Source organism: Streptomyces sp. NPDC088387, assembly GCF_044753385.1.
Classification (GTDB): Bacteria; Actinomycetota; Actinomycetes; order Streptomycetales; family Streptomycetaceae; genus Streptomyces.
This window is the reverse complement of the sequence record NZ_JBIVNC010000029.1, coordinates 17,275-35,549: the sequence shown is the minus strand read 5'-3', so window position 1 is coordinate 35,549 and position 18,275 is coordinate 17,275. Positions and strand designations below refer to the sequence as shown.

Sequence of the window (18,275 nt, the reverse complement as noted above, 5' to 3'; positions counted from 1 at the left end):
GGACGCGGGCCCGGGTGTGATGGGCCGCCTGGTCGTCGTAGCGCATCACTTGGTGGTGGATGGTGTGTCGTGGCGGGTGCTGCTGCCTGACTTGCAGGCTGCGTGTGAGGCGGTGGCCGAGGGGCGTGAGCCGGTGCTGGATCCGGTGGGTACGTCCTTCCGCCGCTGGTCCCAACTCCTCGCCGCGCAGGCCGTGTCCGAGGAACGTGTCGCCGAACTCCCCGCCTGGCAGGCTCTGTTGGGCGAGCCGCAGGCGCCGCTGGGTGGACGCGCCCTCGACCCCGCCGTGGACACCGCGGTCACCCTGCGGCGCCGGTCCTGGACGGTGTCGGGTGCGCAGGCCGCGGTGGTGGTCGAGCGGGTCGCCCCGGCGTTCCACTGCGGGGTGCGCGAGGTGCTGCTCGCCGGCCTCGCGGGTGCCGTGGCGCACTGGCGGCGCGGAGTGGACGAGGCCGCGCCCGTGCTGGTCGATGTGGAGGGGCACGGCCGGGAGCCGGTGGAGGGGGTGGATCTGTCCCGCACGGTGGGCTGGTTCACCAGCTCGTATCCGGTGCGGCTGGCCGTGCCCGCTGGTCAGTTGGACGACGCTATGGCCGGCGGGCAGGGCGCCGGTAGGTTGGTGAAGGCGGTCAAGGAGCAGGTGAGGGCGGTGCCGGGGGACGGCCTCGGCCACGGGTTGCTGCGTCACCTCAACCCGGACACCGGTCCTGTCCTGCGGGCCGCGCCCACGCCCCAGGTCGGCTTCAACTACCTGGGCCGGTTCACCGCCGGACGCGGCACGGGCCCCGCCGGGCCCTGGCAGCCGGCCGGGGCGGCCCGTGGCGCGGTGGACCCGGAACTGCCCGTGACCCACCCCGTGGCGGCGGCCGCCGTCGTCCGGGACACCGCGGACGGACCCGAACTGGAGATCACGCTGAGCTGGGCAGGGCGGCTGTTGGGGGAGGCCGACGTCCAGCGGCTCGGCGAGAGCTGGCTGGCACTGCTGAACGGCTTCGCCGCCCACACCACGTCGGCGGACGCGGGTGGACACACCCCGTCCGACTTCCCCCTGCTGGATCTCGCACAGCACCAGATCGAGGAGCTCGAAGCGGAGTTCGGCCAGCTGCGCCGCCCCCGCTAGCCAGCACCGTTGCCGCACCAACCGTGGTTGAGGAGAAGGAGCGATGACGCGATCCCTTGTCGAGGACGTGTGGCCGCTGTCGCCGTTGCAGGAGGGGCTGTTGTTCCACGCCGCTCTCGCCGACGAGGGCCCCGACGTGTACACCGTGCAGTCCGCGCTCGACATCGAAGGCCCCCTCGACCCGGTCAGGCTGCGCGCCTCCTGGGAGGCCCTCCTGGCCCGGCACGCAGCACTGCGGGCCTGTTTCCGCCCGGTCAGTGGGGCGCGGATGGTGCAGGTCGTGCTGCGCGAAGTGGCCCTGCCCTGGCGGGAGAACGACGTCAGTGGGCTGCCCGAGGCGGAGGCGGAGGCCAAGCTGCGCGAACTCGCCGCGAGCGAGACGGCGAGCCGCTTCGACCCCGCCGTACCGCCCCTGATGCGGCTGCTCCTGGTGCGGCTCGGTGAGCACCGGCACCGCCTGGTGATGACGTTCCACCACATCCTGCTGGACGGCTGGTCCATGCCGGTGCTGATCCAGGAACTGTCCCAGGTGTACGAGGCCGGCGGCGACGCCTCCGGGCTGCGGCGGGCCGCGTCCTACGGCCAGTACATGGCGTGGCTCAACCGGCAGGACAAGGACGCTGCCCGGGAGGCGTGGGGCGCCGCGCTGGCCGGCGCGGACGAACCCACCCTGGTGGCCAGGGCCGACCGCACCCGGCTGCCGGTCCTGCCCGAACGGGTCGTCGCCGACCTCTCCGAAGACCTCACCCGGTCCCTGACCGCACTGGCGCGCGGCCTCGGCGTCACCCTCAACACGGTCGTCCAGGGCGCGTGGGCGCTGGTACTGGCCCGCCTGGCCGGCCGCTCCGACGTCGTCTTCGGCAGCACGGCCGCCGGCCGCCCGGCGGACCTGCCCGGCGCGGAGTCGATGGTGGGGCTGCTCATCAACACCCTGCCGGTGCGCGTCCGGCTCGACGGGGCCCACACGGTCGGCGACATGCTGACCGGACTCCAGGAGCAGCACGCCCGCCTGATCGGCCATCAGCACATCGGCCTGATGGAGATCCAGCAGATCGCGGGCCCCGCGGCCGTCTTCGACACCCTCGTCCTGTACGAGAGCTTCCCGCACCCGCCGGAGGGCGCCGACGCGCCCGGCACGCTGGTCATGCGGCCGTCGGGCGCGGCACAGGACGCCTCGCACTACCCGCTCACCCTGGTCGTCACCCCCGGCACCAGGCTGCACTGCAAACTCGACCACCGGCCCGACCTGTTCGACACCGGCACCGCCCACGCGGTCTTCGAGCGCGTGGTGCGGGTGCTGGAGCAGATGGCCGCCGACCCGGCGGCCAGGGTGGCCGACATCGACGTACTCGCGGCCGACGAACGGACCCTGCTGGTCGACACGTTCAACGACACCACCCGTCCCGTCCCGCCCGGCACCCTGGTGGACGCCGTCCGGGGCTGGGCCGACCGCACACCCGGCACCCTCGCCGTGCGCTGCGGCCCCGAGCGGCTCTCCTACGCCGACCTGGACGAGCGCGCCGACCGGCTGGCCGGCCACCTCGCGGGGCTCGGCGTGGGCCGGGAGACCCGGGTGGGGCTCTGCCTGCCGCGGGGCGTCGACATGGTCGTCGCCCTGCTCGCCGTGTGGAAGGCCGGCGGCGCGTTCGTACCGCTCGACCCCCGCCACCCCGCGGACCGGCTCGGTTACATGATCGACGACAGCGCCGCCGCCGTCGTGGTGGGCACGGCCGAGACCCTCGGCGCGGTACCCCTCGGCACCGCCCAGGCGCTCCTCCTGGAGAAGGCCGAACAGACCGTCGCCGACCGCGGCACCGAAGCCCCGCCCGCCGCCCCGGCACCGGACCAGCTCGCCTACGTCATCTACACCTCGGGGTCGACCGGCCGCCCCAAGGGTGTGGCCGTCGCACACCGCGGCGTCGCCAACCTCGCCGCGGCCATGCGGCCCTTCCTCGACGTCACCGAGGGCGTCACCGTCCTCCAGTTCGCCTCCTTCAGCTTCGACGCGGCCGTGCTGGACATCGCGGTCACCCTGGCCGCCGGCGGCACCCTCGCCGTCGCCACCGAGGACGAGCGCACCGACGTCCCCGCCCTCGTCCGCATGATCGGCGAGGCCGGAGTGCGCGCCGCCAGCGTCGTGCCGTCGCTGCTCACCGAACTCGACCCGGACGACGTGCCCCAGGTGCGCGACTGGGCGCTCGGCGCCGAACTCCTCACCGCCGGCCTCGCCGCCCGCTGGGCCGGCCGCGTCCGGCTCACCAACACCTACGGCCCCACCGAGACCACCGTCATGGCCACCGCCGCGCTCCTCGGCGACCCGATCACGCCCGACGACCCGCCGCCGCCCGTCGGACGCCCCCTCGGCAACACCCGCGTCCACGTCCTGGACGCCTTCCTCCAGCCGGTCCCCGTCGGCGTGACCGGCGAGGTGTACGTGGCGGGCGCCGGCGTCGCGCGCGGCTACACCGGCAGGCCGGGGGCCACCGCCGAGCGGTTCGTCGCCTGCCCGTTCGCCGCGGCCACCCGTATGTACCGGACCGGCGACCTGGCCCGCTGGACGCCCGACGGGCAGCTGCTGTTCGACGGACGCGCCGACGCCCAGGTCAAGATCCGCGGCTTCCGGATCGAACCCGGCGAGGTCGAGGCCGTCCTCACCGCGCACCCCGGGGTCCGCCAGGCCGCCGTCGTCGCACGCGAGGACCGGCCCGGCGACCGCCGCCTGACCGCCTACGTCGTTCCCGACCACCCCGAGGCCGACCTGTCCGACGTACGCGACCACGCGGCGCGCAGCCTGCCCGAGTACATGGTGCCCGCCGCGGTCACCCTCCTGGACGCGCTGCCGCTCACCCGCAACGGCAAGGTCGACCGGGCCGCGCTGCCCGCCCCCGACTTCTCCGACCGGGTCTCCGACGCGGCACCGCAGGGCGAGACCGAGGAGCGGCTGTGCGCGATGTTCGCCGACATCCTGGGGCTCGAACGGGTCGGCGCCGGCGACAACTTCTTCGACCTCGGCGGTGACTCGGGCCTGGCCATGCGGCTCGCGGCCCGGGTCCGCGAGGAGTTCGGCGTCGAACTGAGCATGCGGCGGCTGTTCGGCGAGTCCACCCCCAAGGGCGTGGCCCGGATGCTCACGGCCAAGGCCCGCCCCGTGCTGGAGCCGGTCGAGCACACCGGCGACACACCCGTCACCGCCGCACAGCAGCGCACCTGGGCGATGACCCGGCTGACCGGGGACAGCGCGGCGCAGCAGTCCGCCGCCCAGCAGTCGAGTGTCGCGCTGCGCCTGGGCGGCGACCTGGACCGGGACGCGCTGCGGGCCGCGCTCGGCGACGTCGCCCGGCGCCACGACATCCTGCGGACCACCTTCGTCCGGGCCGGCGGCGGCCTGCGCCAGCACGTCCTCGACGCCGACGACACCACCGCCCGTCCCGAGCCGGCCCTCACCGCCGTGACCGAGACCGAGCTGCCCGGCGAGCTCGCCGCCCACACCGCCGGCGGATTCGACCTGGCCCGCGAAGTGCCTTGGAAACAGCACCTGTTCGCGCTCGGCGACACCGATCACGTACTGCTGCTCACCGTGCACCGGATCGCCGCCGACGACGCCTCCCTCGACATCCTCGTCCGCGACCTGGCCGCTGCCTACGGCGCCCGGCGCGAGGGCCGCGCCCCCGAACGGGCCCCGCTGCCCCTCCAGTTCGCCGACTACGCGCTGTGGGAGCAGGCGCTGCTCGACGGCGCACAGGACCCCGACAGCCTCGTCGCCGACCAACTGGCCCACTGGAAGGACGCCCTGGCCGACCTGCCCGTCGAACTCGCCCTGCCCACCGACCGGCCCCGGCCCGTCCTGGCCTCCCACCGGGCCGCCTCGGTACCGGTCCGGCTCGACCCCGGCACACACCGGCGCCTGATGGCCGGAGCCGGGGACGACGGCACCTCGGCCGCCACCGTGGTGCGGGCCGCGCTCGCGCTGCTGCTGACCCGGCTCGGCGCCGGCGACGACATCCCGGTCGGCACCCTCATGCCCCGCAGGGACACCGAGGGCGACCTGGAGGGCGTCGTCGGCCCGTTCGCCGGACCCGTCGTGCTGCGTACGGACACCTCGGGCGACCCCACCTTCGAGGAACTCGTGGCACGGGTCCGCGAAACCGCCCAGGACGCCGCCGGCCACGAGGACGTGCCCTTCGAACGCCTGGTGGACGAACTCGCGCCGCCCGTCTCCGCCGCCCGGCACCCCCTCTTCCAGGTCGGCGTCGACGTCCTCGACGACCGCACCGAGGAAGGCGACGCCTCGGAACTGCCCGGCCTGCACACCACCCGCCTCGACACCGGCACGCAGGCCACCGAACTCGACCTCTCCTTCCGGCTGACGGAGCGGCACCGGCCCGACGGCGAACCCGCCGGCATCGACGGAGTCCTGCGCTACGCCACCGAACTCTTCGATGCCCCGACCGCCACCGCGCTCACCGCACGGCTCGTCAGGGTCCTCGAACAGGCCGCCGCCGACGCCGGGACACCGCTCGGCCGGTTCGACGTCCTGCTCGGCGAGGACGAACTGCTGGAGACCCTGCGCGCCGGCAACGACACCGAGGCCCCGCTGCCCGGCCGTACCGCCCTCGGCCTGCTCGCCGAACGCACCGCCCAGTCGCCCGGCACGGTCGCCGTCACCGACCGGGACCTCACCCTCACCTACGGCGCGCTCAACGCCGCCTCCGCCCGGCTGGCCCACCGGCTGACCGGGCACGGTGCCGGACCCGAGGACACCGTCGCCGTGGCGCTGCCGCCCGGCGCCGACCTGGTGGTCGCCCTCCTGGGCGTCCTCAAGTCCGGCGCCGCCGTCCTCCTCACCGACCCGGAACAGCCGCTGCGGGACACGGAGAACACCCTGCGCGGCACCCGTCCCGTCGCCCTGGTCGGCACGGCGGCCACCGCCGCCCTGCCGCCGCCCGAGGACGCGGCGATCCCCCTGCTCACCGTGGACGCCGCCGCGCTCGCGGACGAGACGGCGCCGAAGCCGGCGCCGCTCACCCCGCCCCGGCCGAGGCAGGCCGCGCTCGTCCTCGCCGCGGACCGCCCCGGCGGCTCCGTGATCGAGCACCGCACCCTCCTCAACCACACCGCGTACCGGATGCGCGTCCTGACGGCGGACCGGTCCGTCGCCGTCGACACACAGGCGCCCGCCGCCGGACTGGTGACCCAACTCCTCGCGGCGCTGTGCGCGGGCGCCGGCGTCCGGTTCGGCGCCCCCGACCCGCTCGGACAGCCGGCCACCGAAGCAGGCCGGCCCCAGGTCCTGCTGCTCAACGGGGGCGACGGCGCGCCCGCGACCCGCTTCGACCTCCCCCCGGGCGCGGCCCCGGCCGACGGCGACGGCACCCGGCCGACCCGGTTCGAACTGCCGCCGGACGCGGTCCCGGTCAGCGGGCACGCCACCCCGGAGACCGCCGGCATCTGGCTCGACCTCGACTTCGAGCCCGGCCGGCCGCCCTCGGCGCGACCGGTGTGGAACACCCGCGCCCATGTGCTGGACGACTTCCTGCGCCCCGTACCCCAAGGCGCCGTCGGTGACCTGTACGTCACCGGAACCGCCCTGGCCCGGGGATACGCGGGCGCCCCCGCGGCCACCGCCGAACGCTTCGTCGCCCTCCCGCACGGGTCCGGCGGGGAACGGATGCTGCGCACCGGCGAACGGGCCAGGTGCACCTCCGCCGGCCTGCTCGTCGTACACGACGAGAACCACCGCAGGACCGGCGCCGGCCGCCGGGCCGGCCGTGGCGCCGGCGACCTCGGCGTACTGCTGCCGCTGCGCACGGAGGGCGGCCGGCCCCCGCTGTTCTGCGTCCACCCCGCCATGGGCCTCGCCTGGGGCTACCGCTCGCTGCTCCGGCACCTGCCGCCGGACCTGCCGGTCTACGGGCTCCAGGCCCGCGGCCTCGCCGGGACCGAACCCATGCCCCGCAGCATCGACGAGATGGTCGCCGACCATCTGCTCCAGATCCGTACCGTCCAGCCCACCGGCCCCTACCACCTCATCGGGTCCTCCCTCGGCGGTCTGCTCGCCCAGGCGATCGCCGCGCGGCTGCGCGAGCAGGACGAGGAAGTCGCGCTCCTGGGAGTGCTCGACGCCTACCCGGGAGGCGTCGGCCGGTTCGTCACCACCGAGGAACGCCCGCCCGGCGAGGGCACCGACGACCGGGCAAGGGCCATGCCCGCCGACATGGAGGCCGTCGGCATGGCGGTCGACGACCGGCTCCGGAAGAACATGGCGAAGGTCATCCGCAACGCGTCGGCGTTCGCCCCCGACCACACTCCGCCCGACTACCCGGGCGACCTCCTGCTGTTCATCGCCACCGAGGACCGGCCCACGGAACTGCCGGTGTCCGTCGCGGTCGACAGCTGGCGGCCCTACATCGGCGGCGACATCGACGCGCACGAACTCGCCACCGGGCACTACAAGATGCTCCAGCCCGGACCGGCGGAGCACATCGGGCGGGTCATCACCGCCGCACTGGAGGCGTCGGCCGGTGCCTGACCGGCGCGCGAGCAGGGAGGACCCGAGCATGGCGAAGCCGACGGCCGACGTTCCCGTACACGAATACCGGGTCGGGATCGACCCGCTGCCCGAACTGGGGCTGCTGAGCCGGCAGACCCCGCTCATCCAGATCGACACCGCCAACACCGCCGAGCGGACCTGGCTCGCCCTCGGACCCGACGAGGTGCGGGCGGTCCTGGGCGACGCGGAACGCTTCAGCACCCTGCCGCCCGCCGACACCGAGGCCGACTCCCGGCGCCTGGTCCAGGACGGCAACCTGCTCCAGTACGACCCGCCCGAGCACACCCGGCTGCGCAGGATGCAGGCCCCGGAGTTCACCGGGCGGCGGATGCGCCGGCTGGAACCCCTGGTCGAGAAGATCGTCGGCGACCACCTCGACGCCCTGGAACGGGCGGGACAGCCCGCCGACCTGGTCCGGCACTACGCCCAGCCCCTGCCCGCCCTGGTCGGCTGCCTCCTGCTGGGCATCCCGCGCGACGACCACGCCGAACTGGCCCGCAACCTCGACCTCAGCCGCAGCGAGAACCTCCCGCGCGAACACCGGATGGCGGCCGGCAAGGCGTACATGGCGTACCTGACGAAGTTCGCCCGGAGCAAACGCCGGCACCGCGGCGACGATCTGATCAGCGTGCTCCTGCACGAGCAGCGTCTGGACATGAGCGACGAGGAACTGGTCGGCACCGTGGCCACCCTGCTGGCCCCCGCCGTCCTCAACGTCACCGGCACCATGGCGCTCGGCCTGCTCGCCCTGCTCCAGCACCCCGAACAACTCGTCCTGTTGCGCGACAGCGACGAGCACGCCGACCGGGCGGTGGACGAGATGCTCCGCTACACCTCGGTGGTCTCCACGGCCTCGCCGCGCACCGCCCTGGCCGACGTGGAACTGGCCGGGCAGCTCGTGAAGGCCGGTGACGTGGTGCTCTGTTCGCTCCTCGCCGCCAACCGCGCACAGTGCCCGCACGCCGCCGACGCCTTCGACATCACCCGGGAGAACTCCAGCCACGTGGCCTTCGGGCACGGCATCCACCACTGCCTCGGCGCACCCCTGTCCCGGCTCACGCTGCGTGTCGCCGTCCCCGCACTGCTGCGCCGCCTGCCCGGCCTGCGGCTGGCCGTCCCCGCGCAGGACCTGCGCTACAAGTCCCCGTCCGGAATCTACGGCGTGGAAACACTGCCGGTGGCCTGGTAGGAGGCGCGACCCCCGTGGCATCCGACACCGAGACCGGCACGGACACCGGCGCCGTCCCCGTGCACATCAGCCGTACGCGCTTCGCCCCCTCCGACGACCTGCGCCGGCTCACCGCCGGGCGGCCCGTCATCCGCATCGACGGCAACGGCAACGACAACGACAGCGACAGCGACAACAACCACGACAACAACCACGACAACAACCACGCCAACGCCGACGACAACGCCGACGACAACGCCGACGCCGATCCGCGGGCCGGGAGCCGCCCCGTCTGGCTGGTCACGGGCTACCACGAGGTACGCCAGGTCCTCGGCGACCACACCGGCTTCTCCACCCGCCGCCGGTTCACCACCCCCGGCACACCGGACGGGAACGACGACTGGCGCCCCGACGAGGCGGTCGGCCAGCTCATGGACTACGACCCGCCCGAACACACCCGGCTGCGGAAGATGCTCACCGCCGAGTTCACCCACCGCCGCACCCGGCGGCTCGAACCACGTATCGAGGCCCTCGTCGGCGAGCGCCTCGACGCCATGGAGCACGCGGGACCCCCCGCCGACCTGGTCCGGCACTTCGCGGACCCGCTTCCCGGGCTTGTGCTGTGCGAACTGATCGGGGTGCCCCGCGACGACCGCGCCGACTTCCTGCGCCGCTGCCACACCCACCTCGCGACCTCCGGACGCCTCCACCGGGCGGCGGCCGGAACCGCCTTCACCCGCTACCTCGCGGCGCTGATCACCCGTACCCGCAAGGACCCCGACGACGGCTTCCTCGGCATGCTCGTGCGCGACCACGGAGACGACTTCACCGACAAGGAACTGCGGGGCGTCTGCGTGCTGCTCATGCTCGCCGGACTGGACAACATCTCCGGCATGCTCGGGCTCGGCACCCTCGCCCTGCTCGAACACCCCGACCAGCTGGAGCGGTTGCGCGCCGACCCGGCCGCCACGGACCGGGCCGTCGACGAACTCCTGCGCCACCTGTCCGTGCCGCACGCCCCCACCCCCCGCACCGCCCTGGAGGACGTCACCGTCGGGGACCAGCTGGTCCGTGCCGGAGACACCGTCGTCTGCTCGATCCCCATGGCCAACCGGGACCCGGCGCTCACCACCGACCCCGACCGCCTCGACCTCGCACGCGAACCCGTGGCCCATGTCGCCTTCGGCCACGGCATCCACCACTGCCTGGGCGCCGCCCTGGCCCGGCTGGAGCTGCGGATCGCCTTCACGGCACTGCTGCACCGCTTCCCCCGGCTGAGCCTCGGCATCCCCGCCGACCAGGTGCCCTTCCGGGTCCTGTCGACCGCGTACGGCGTGCGGCGCCTGCCGGTGACCTGGTGAACGACCAACAACCTTTCCGAGATCAGAGGTGGGACATGACGCACACCGCTTCACCTGGACACGAGGCCTCCGGCGCCGTGCGCGACGTCGTGATAGTCGGCGGCGGCACGGCCGGCTGGATGACGGCCGCCTATCTGACCGCCGCCTTCGGCGACCGGGTCGCCGTCACGCTCGTGGAGTCCGCCGACGTCGGCACCATCGGCGTCGGCGAGGCCACCTTCAGCGACATCCGGCACTTCTTCGAGTTCCTCGGGCTGGCCGAGCGGGACTGGATGCCGGCCTGCAACGCCACGTACAAGCTCGCCGTCCGCTTCGAGAACTGGCGCGAACCCGGGCACCACTTCTACCACCCGTTCGAGCAACTGCGTTCGGTCAAGGGCTTCCCGCTCACCGACTGGTGGCTGCGCCACCCCACCACCGACCGGTTCGACGTGGACTGCTTCGTCATGGCCTCGCTGTGCGACGCCGGACGCAGCCCCCGATATCTCGACGGGGCCCTGCTGGAACAGGAGTTCGTCGAGGTGGACGGGGTGCCGTCGACCATCGCCGACTACCAGGGCGCCCAGTTCCCCTATGCCTACCACTTCGAGGCCCACCTGCTGGCCAAGTACCTCACCAAGTACGCCACCGCGCGCGGCGTGCGGCACATCGTCGACACCGTGCAGGACGTGGGACTCGACGAACGCGGCTGGGTGACCCATGTGCAGACCGCCGAGCACGGGCGGATCGAGGGCGGCCTCTTCGTCGACTGCACCGGATTCCGGTCGCTGCTGCTCGGCAAGGCACTGGGCGAACCGTTCCTGTCGTACCAGGACACCCTGCCCAACGACAGCGCGGTGGCCCTCCAGGTCCCCATGGACATGGACAAGAACCCGATCCGGCCGTGCACCACCGCCACCGCCCAGGACGCGGGCTGGATCTGGACGATCCCGCTGATCAGCCGGATCGGCACCGGCTACGTGTACGCGCGCGACTACCTCGACCCCGAGGAGGCCGAGCGCACCCTGCGCGAGTTCGTCGGTCCCGCGGCGGCCGACGTGCCCGCCAACCACATCCGGATGCGCATCGGGCGCAGCCGCCGCGCCTGGGTCAACAACTGTGTGGCGGTGGGCCTGTCCAGCGGCTTCGTCGAGCCGCTGGAGTCGACCGGCATCTTCTTCATCCACTACGCCATCGAGCAGCTGGTCAAGTACTACCCGGCGGTCGACTGGGACGCCTCACTGCGTGAGCAGCACAACAGCTCGATGGCCAACGTCATGGACGGGGTACGGGAGTTCCTGGTCCTGCACTACCGCGGTGCGAAGCGCGACTCCAACCAGTACTGGCGGGACACCAAGACCCGCACCATCCCCGACGCCCTCGCCGAGCGGCTCGACCAGTGGCGCAGCAAGGTGCCCGACGCCAACAGCGTCCACCCCCGCTACCACGGCCTGCCGCCCTACTCGTACAACTGCATACTGCTCGGCACCGGCGGCATCGAGCCCAGGCCGTCGCCGGCGCTCGACCTCGTCGACGAGAAGGAGGCGCTGGCCGAGTTCCAGGCGATCCGCGACAAGGCGCGGGTCCTGGTGGGGAGTCTGCCCACCCAGAACGAGTACTTCAAGCAGATGCGAGAGGGGCTCTGAGCGGGGGCGATGAACGAGCGGGAGAGGTATCCGTCGGCGGGGCGCGGCGCCCCGCGGCCCGCGGACGACGACTTCCGCCGCATGATGGCGGCGTTCCCGACCGGGGTGTCGGTGGTGACGGCGCGCCTGGGCACCGCCCGTCCCTGGGGCATGACGTGCTCGTCGCTGTGCAGCCTCAGCGCCGATCCACCGACCCTGCTGGCGTGTCTGCGCACCGGCAGCCCGACCCTGAGCGCGGTGCTCGCCAGCGGCGCGTTCGCCGTCAACCTGCTGCACGGTGAGGCCGAGTGGGTCGCCGCGCTGTTCGCCTCCGGCGCCCCCGACCGCTTCGACCGGGTGGCGTGGCGGCCCTCCGAACTCACCCGCAGCCCGGCACTGGTCGAAGCGGCCCACGCCGTCGCCGACTGCACGGTGGAGCGCACCCACGCCGCCGGGGACCACCTGATCGTCGTCGGCGCGGTGCGCGACGTGCTGCATCTGCACCACGACAGCGCCCTGCTGTACGGCTTCCGCCGCTACGGCGAACTGCCGCGGCCCGTACCGGCCGCGGCCGGTGACCCGGGCGACCGGGAGGAGTGACGGCGTGACCCACCCCGCAGTGCCGTTGGCGGTCCCGGTGCAGCCCATCGCCGCGCACTCCCTGCTGGTGTTCCTGCTCCAGGTCGGAGTGCTGCTGCTGACGGCGATCCTCCTGGGCAGGCTCGCGGCACGGACGGGGCTGCCGGCCATCGTCGGCGAACTCACCGCCGGCGTGCTGCTCGGACCTTCGCTGTTCGGCTGGCTGGCGCCGTCGGCCGCACAGTGGCTGCTGCCGTCCGACCCCGCCCAGATGCACCTCCTGGACGCGGTCGGACAGGTCGCGGTGGTGCTGCTGGTCGGCCTGACCGGCATCGAGATGGATCTCGGCATGATCCGCCGCAGAGGGAAGTCCGCGCTGCGGATCAGCCTGGCCGGTCTGCTCGTGCCGCTCGCCCTCGGCATCGGCTTCGGCTATCCGCTGGCGCACCTGCTCGGAGTCGCCACCGCCGACCGGCAGATGTTCGTGCTCTTCCTCGGGGTCGCCATGTGCGTCAGCGCGATCCCCGTCATCGCCAAGACGCTGATGGACATGAACCTCATCCACCGGGACGTCGGACAACTCACCCTCGCCGCGGGCATGGTGGACGACGCGTTCGGCTGGCTCATGCTGTCGGTCGTCTCGGCGATGACACTGGGCGGCCTGACCACCGGCGACCTGCTGTACGCCGTCGGCTCCCTGCTGCTCGTCCTGGGTCTGGCCGTGCTGCTGCGCCGGCCGGTACGCCGGGTGCTGCGGCTGTGCCAGGGCTCGGACGAGCGCACGGTCGCCGTGGCCGCCGCGATGATGCTGCTGGCCGCCGCCGGGACCCAGGCCCTTGGTCTGGAGGCGGTCCTGGGCGCCTTCCTGTGCGGGATGGTCATCCGTTCCAGCGGCGAGTTCGCTCCGGCCGGCACGGACTCCCTGCGGATGGTCGTACTCGCCGTACTGGCCCCGGTGTTCTTCGCCACGGCCGGCCTCCGGGTCGACCTGCGGGCGCTGCGGGAACCGACCGTACTGCTGGCGGCCCTGGCCGTACTGGCGATCGCGATCGTCGGCAAGTTCGCCGGCGCCTACCTCGGCGCACGGCTGAGCCGGCTCACCCGCTGGGAGGCACTGGCGCTCGGCGCCGGCATGAACGCCCGCGGGGTCATCGAGGTCATCGTCGCGATGGTCGGCCTGCGACTGGGCATCCTCGACACCCGGACCTACACGATCGTCGTCCTGGTCGCCGTGGTCACGTCGGTCATGGCACCGCCGCTGCTGCGCCTGGCCATGCGGCGGGTCGACACCACCGAGGAGGAGACCCGCCGGCTCGTCACATCGGGCCGGGCAACCACCCGGGGCAGCCCTTGACCCGACCCCAGCAACGCGGAGAAGCGCGCCCGGCCCGCGCCGGGCGGGGCGTCGTCAGGGGCGCGGGGAACTGCGCGACCAGCCCCCACCGGGCGGGCGTTTAGAGGGGCGCGGGGAACAGCGTGCCCGGCCCCCGCCGGGCGGGCGTTTTGAGGGGCGCGGGGAACTGCGCGCCCGGCCCCCACCGGGCCGGCGTTTTCAGGGGCGCGGGGAACTGCGCGACCAGCCCCCACCGGGCCGCGCCCGCACAGCGACCCGCACCCCGTGCCGAAGAGCCGCGCCGCCCGCCGTGCGCGGCCCGTCGGCGTACCCGCACAACCCCGTACGCGCACGTCAACACGGCTGTGGGCGTTCGTCGTTCTGTATCCCCGGTGTGACCGGACGCTGCGTAGAACTTGGACCCATGTTCACCACGACGCGCAAGAAGACGGCCGTCCGGACCCTCGGGGCAGCGGCCGTGCTGCTGACCGGAGCCCTCCTGACCGGCTGCTCCGACGACTCCGCCGAGGCCTCCTCCGGCGACGCATCGCCGTCCAGCCCCGGCGACCGGGCACTCGCCTACTCGCAGTGCATGCGGGACAACGGCGTGGCCAACTTCCCCGATCCACAGCCGGGGGGAGGCGGCATCCGGATCAGCCCGGAGGACGGCCTCGACCCCAACTCCCAGGCGTTCAAGGACGCCCAGCAGACCTGCCAGGACCTCGCCCCGCAGGGCGGCGGCCCCGGCGGCGGAGGCGGCACGATCGACTCGGCCAAGGTCGCCGAGTGGGCCAAGTGCATCCGCGACAACGGCGTGCCGAAGTTCCCCGACCCGGAGATCAACGGCACCAGCCTGCGGATCGACATCATGGGCGCCGGCGTCGACCCGGGTGACCCGAAGTTCCAGGAGGCCATGCAGACCTGCCAGAGCAAGTACCCGGGCGGCGCCGTCCAGTTCGGCGGAGGTGGCGGTCAGTGACCAGCCACGACGAGAGCGAACCGCGGCCAACGGGCGGCGAGCACCCCGGTGTCCTCGAACGCCGCGACCCCGGCGAGGTGATGTCCCCGCGGACCGGCGCCGTCGCCACCGCGAGCAACGGGGAACGGCCCCTCGCCACCCCGGAGGAACCCGTTCCCGCCGTGGCCGGCGAGGGCGGTGGCGGGGACGCGGCGGACGAGACGCCAACCACCCGGCGCCGGCGCCGGCCGCTGCGCATGTCCCTGATCCTGATCGCCGCGATCGTGGTGGCCGCGGCGGCCGGCGTGGCCGCCACCGGAGCCGTCGGCGGCGACAGCGGCGACTCGGACAGCTCGGCGCCCACCCGGCCGCCCGCCACCACGAAGGTCGAACGCAGCACCCTGACCGACACCCAGACCGTCGACGGCAACCTCGGATACGGCAGTGCCGTCACCGTGCAGGCACCCGTCCCGTCCTCCGGAAGCGGCGGCGGCGGACAGCAGGAGCCGGACGCGGGCTCCGACAGCACGGGCATCGTCACCTGGCTGCCCGACGAGGGAAAGGTCGTCAAGCGCGGCGACGCCGTCTACCGGGTCAACGAGGAGAAGGTGCCCCTGCTGTACGGCTCCTTCCCGCTGTACCGGACCCTGGAGACCGGCACCGAGGGCGCCGACGTCGAGATGCTGGAGAAGAACCTCAAGGCGCTCGGCTACGACGGCTTCACCGTCGACGACGAGTACACCTCGGGCACGGCCGAGGCGGTCCGCGACTGGCAGGACGACCTGGGCCGGGAGGAGACCGGCACCGTGGAGCCGGCGGACGCCGTCATCGCCACCGGCGCCCGGCGCGTCGCCTCCCAGGAGACCGTCCCCGGAGCCGCGTTGAGCGGCACCGTGCTGACCTGGACCGACGACGAACGGATCATCGCCGTCGACCTGGACGTCGCCTACGAGGACCTGGTCGAGGAGGGGGCCCGGGCCACGGTGGTGCTGCCCGACGACAGCACCGTCCAGGCCGAGGTGACGGACATCGGCACCCCGACCTCCGTCGCGGCCGACGACTCCGCGAACGGCGGCTCCGGCTCGGGTGGGGACTCCGGCTCCGAGGACCCCACCCTGCCCGTGGAACTGACCGTCAAGGACCCGAAGGAACTGGGCCGTTACCAGGCGGCCTCCGTCGAGGTCACCTTCAAGGCCGACAGCCGCGAGAACGTCCTCGCGGTCCCCGTGGCCGCCCTGACGGCCCGTCAGGGCGGCGGTTACGCCCTGGAGGTCGTCACCGCCACGGGCACCGAACTGCGCCCCGTCAAGCTGGGCATGTTCGCGAACGGCCTGGTCGAGGTCTCCGGCACGGGCATCAGCGAGGGTACGGTCGTGGGGGTACCCAAGTGACCGCACCCACCACCGCCGGTGGCCCCCTGGTCGAACTGACCGGGGTGACCAAGGCGTACGGCGACGTCGTCGCCCTGCGTGACGGGGACCTCGTCGTCCGGCGCGGTGAACTCCTCGCGATCGTCGGGCCGTCCGGCTCCGGGAAGTCCACCATGCTCAACATCATGGGCACCCTGGACCTGCCGACGGCCGGCACGGTACGCATCGACGGACACGACGTGTCCGGCCTCAGCGACCGCGAACTGTCCGCGCTGCGCGCCGGCACCATCGGCTTCGTCTTCCAGCAGTTCCATCTCGCCCCCGGAGTGCCGGCGCTGGCGAGTGTGGCCGACGGGCTGCTCTACAGCGGCCGCCCGCGCGGTGAACGACGGCGGCTCGCCGAACGCGCACTGCGCCGCGTCGGTCTCGGCCACCGACTCGATCACGAGCCGCACCAGCTCTCCGGAGGCGAGAAACAGCGGGTGGCCATCGCCCGTGCGGTGCTCGGCGATCCGCCGCTGCTGCTGGCCGACGAGCCGACCGGCGCCCTGGACTCCCGCTCCGGGAGCGTTGTCCTCGAACTGCTGCATGAACTCCACGAGTCCGGCACGGCGGTCGTCGTCATCACCCACGACCGGGACATCGCCGCCTCCCTGCCCAGGGAGGTACGGCTCAAGGACGGCCGGATCGAACACGACTCCGCCGCACCGGAGCCGCTCGCCCTGCCCCTCCTCACCCGGGAGGCACTGCGATGAGCGCCACGAGCACCGCCCGGCCGCCACTCGCCCCGCAGGACGGCGCCCCGCGCAAGCGGCCCAAACCCGCCCGCATGCCCACGGCCGACGTACTGAGAGTCGGCGGCTCCGGGCTGCGCTCGCGCCCGATGAGGGTGTTCCTGTCGGCGCTCGGCATCGCCATCGGTATCGCGGCGATGGTCGGTGTCGTGGGCATCTCCACCTCGTCGACCGAGGACCTCAACCGCCGGCTCGCGGCCCTCGGCACCAATCTGCTCACGGTCACCCCCGGCACGTCCTTCACCGGCGAGGGGGCCCATCTGCCCGCCGAGTCCGTCCGGATGATCGGCAACATCCCCGAGGTCGAGTCGGTGTCCGCCATCGGCCGCACGGACGCCAAGGTCTACCGCAACGACCATGTGCCCGTGCAGGAGACCGGCGGCCTCGTCGTCGCCGCGGCCCGCACCGACCTGCCGGCGTCCGTCGGCGCCGAGGTCGTCGCCGGCGGCTGGCTGAACGCGGCCAACAGCCGCTACCCGGCCGTGGTGCTCGGCGCCAAGGCGGCCGAACAGCTCGGGGTGGACCGGGTGGGCTCCGACTCGACGGTGTGGCTCGGCGGCCAGTGGTTCACCGTCGTCGGCCTGCTCGCGCCCAACGAACTCGTGCCCGACCTGGACTCCACCGCGCTGGTGGGCTGGCCGGTCGCCGAAGAGCTGCTGGACTTCGACGGCTACCCCAGCAGCATCTACACCCGCGCCGAGGAGGCCTCCGTCAACGACGTCCAGTCCGTCCTGGGCGCCACCACCAACCCGGAGCTGCCGAGCGAGGTGGAGGTCTCCCGGCCGTCCGACGCGCTGGCCGCGAAGGAGGCGACGGACGACGCCCTGAGCGGGCTGCTGCTCGGCCTCGGCGGTGTGGCGCTGCTCGTGGGCGGGGTCGGCGTGGCCAACACCATGGTCATCTCCGTACTGGAGCGCCGCTCCGAGATCGGCCTGCGGCGCGCTCTGGGCGCCACCCGGGGCCAGATCCGCACCCAGTTCCTGGCGGAGGCGCTGCTGCTGTCCGCGCTCGGCGGCCTCGGCGGGGTGGTCCTGGGCATCTGTGTCACCACCGGCTATGCCGCCTACCAGGGCTGGCCGACCGTCGTCCCGGTCTGGGCGATGGCAGGCGGTGTCGGCGCCACCCTGGTGATCGGCAGTCTGGCCGGCTTCTACCCGGCTCTTCGAGCCGCCCGTCTGCCGCCGACCGAGGCACTGGCCACCACCTGAGACCGCGGTGCCTCCATGGTGTCTTTCCCCCGGACCGTGGGGGCACCGCCTCTCGAAACGACATGAACGGGCCGTGGGGGGGGGGGGGGGGGCCCCCCCCGGGCCCCCCCCCCCCGGGGCGGGGGGGGGGGGGGCGCCCCCCCCCCGGGGGGGGCGCGGGGCGCCCCCCCCCCCCCCGGCCCCCGCGGCCCCGCCGCCCCCCCCCCCCCCCGGGGCCGCCCCGCGCCCCC

General features: G+C 73.7%; 11 protein-coding genes. All 11 read left to right on the top strand.

The features are described from left to right. The coding region (locus tag ACIQAC_RS40465; RefSeq protein ID WP_402200689.1) for a condensation domain-containing protein at positions 1–1,120 on the top strand (1,120 nt) is incomplete at its 5' end. A gap of 43 nt (positions 1,121–1,163) precedes the next feature. Next, positions 1,164–7,649, top strand: coding sequence for an amino acid adenylation domain-containing protein (locus ACIQAC_RS40460; RefSeq protein WP_402200688.1), 6,486 nt, complete (start codon positions 1,164–1,166; stop codon positions 7,647–7,649). A 28-nt stretch (positions 7,650–7,677) separates the two neighbouring features. Continuing rightward, entirely contained in the window at positions 7,678–8,859 is a 1,182-nt protein-coding gene (locus tag ACIQAC_RS40455) for a cytochrome P450 (RefSeq protein WP_402200686.1), read from the top strand. Between the two features lie 14 nt (positions 8,860–8,873). Beyond that, positions 8,874–10,199, top strand: coding sequence for a cytochrome P450 (locus ACIQAC_RS40450; RefSeq protein ID WP_402200684.1), 1,326 nt, complete (start codon positions 8,874–8,876; stop codon positions 10,197–10,199). 35 nt (positions 10,200–10,234) lie between these two features. Then, entirely contained in the window at positions 10,235–11,824 is a 1,590-nt protein-coding gene (locus tag ACIQAC_RS40445; protein ID WP_402200682.1) for a tryptophan halogenase family protein, read from the top strand. Positions 11,825–11,833: 9 nt separating this feature from the next. Next, positions 11,834–12,403, top strand: a complete 570-nt coding sequence (locus tag ACIQAC_RS40440; RefSeq protein WP_402200681.1) for a flavin reductase family protein — start codon at positions 11,834–11,836, stop codon at positions 12,401–12,403. A gap of 4 nt (positions 12,404–12,407) precedes the next feature. Further along, complete coding sequence (locus ACIQAC_RS40435; RefSeq protein ID WP_402200679.1) at positions 12,408–13,736, top strand: cation:proton antiporter; 1,329 nt, start codon at positions 12,408–12,410, stop codon at positions 13,734–13,736. Between the two features lie 403 nt (positions 13,737–14,139). Next, positions 14,140–14,694, top strand: coding sequence for a hypothetical protein (locus ACIQAC_RS40430; RefSeq protein WP_402200677.1), 555 nt, complete (start codon positions 14,140–14,142; stop codon positions 14,692–14,694). Then, positions 14,691–16,064: a peptidoglycan-binding protein gene (locus ACIQAC_RS40425; RefSeq protein ID WP_402200675.1), complete on the top strand. Its 1,374-nt coding sequence runs from the start codon at positions 14,691–14,693 to the stop codon at positions 16,062–16,064. The genes ACIQAC_RS40430 and ACIQAC_RS40425 overlap by 4 nt, the downstream gene beginning before the upstream one ends. Before the next feature lie 26 nt (positions 16,065–16,090). Continuing rightward, positions 16,091–16,798, top strand: coding sequence for an ABC transporter ATP-binding protein (locus ACIQAC_RS40420; RefSeq protein ID WP_402200692.1), 708 nt, complete (start codon positions 16,091–16,093; stop codon positions 16,796–16,798). Next, positions 16,795–18,045 (top strand): ABC transporter permease, encoded by a 1,251-nt coding sequence (locus ACIQAC_RS40415; RefSeq protein WP_402200674.1) that lies wholly within the window; start codon positions 16,795–16,797, stop codon positions 18,043–18,045. The genes ACIQAC_RS40420 and ACIQAC_RS40415 overlap by 4 nt, the downstream gene beginning before the upstream one ends. Positions 18,046–18,275: the final 230 nt, after the last annotated feature.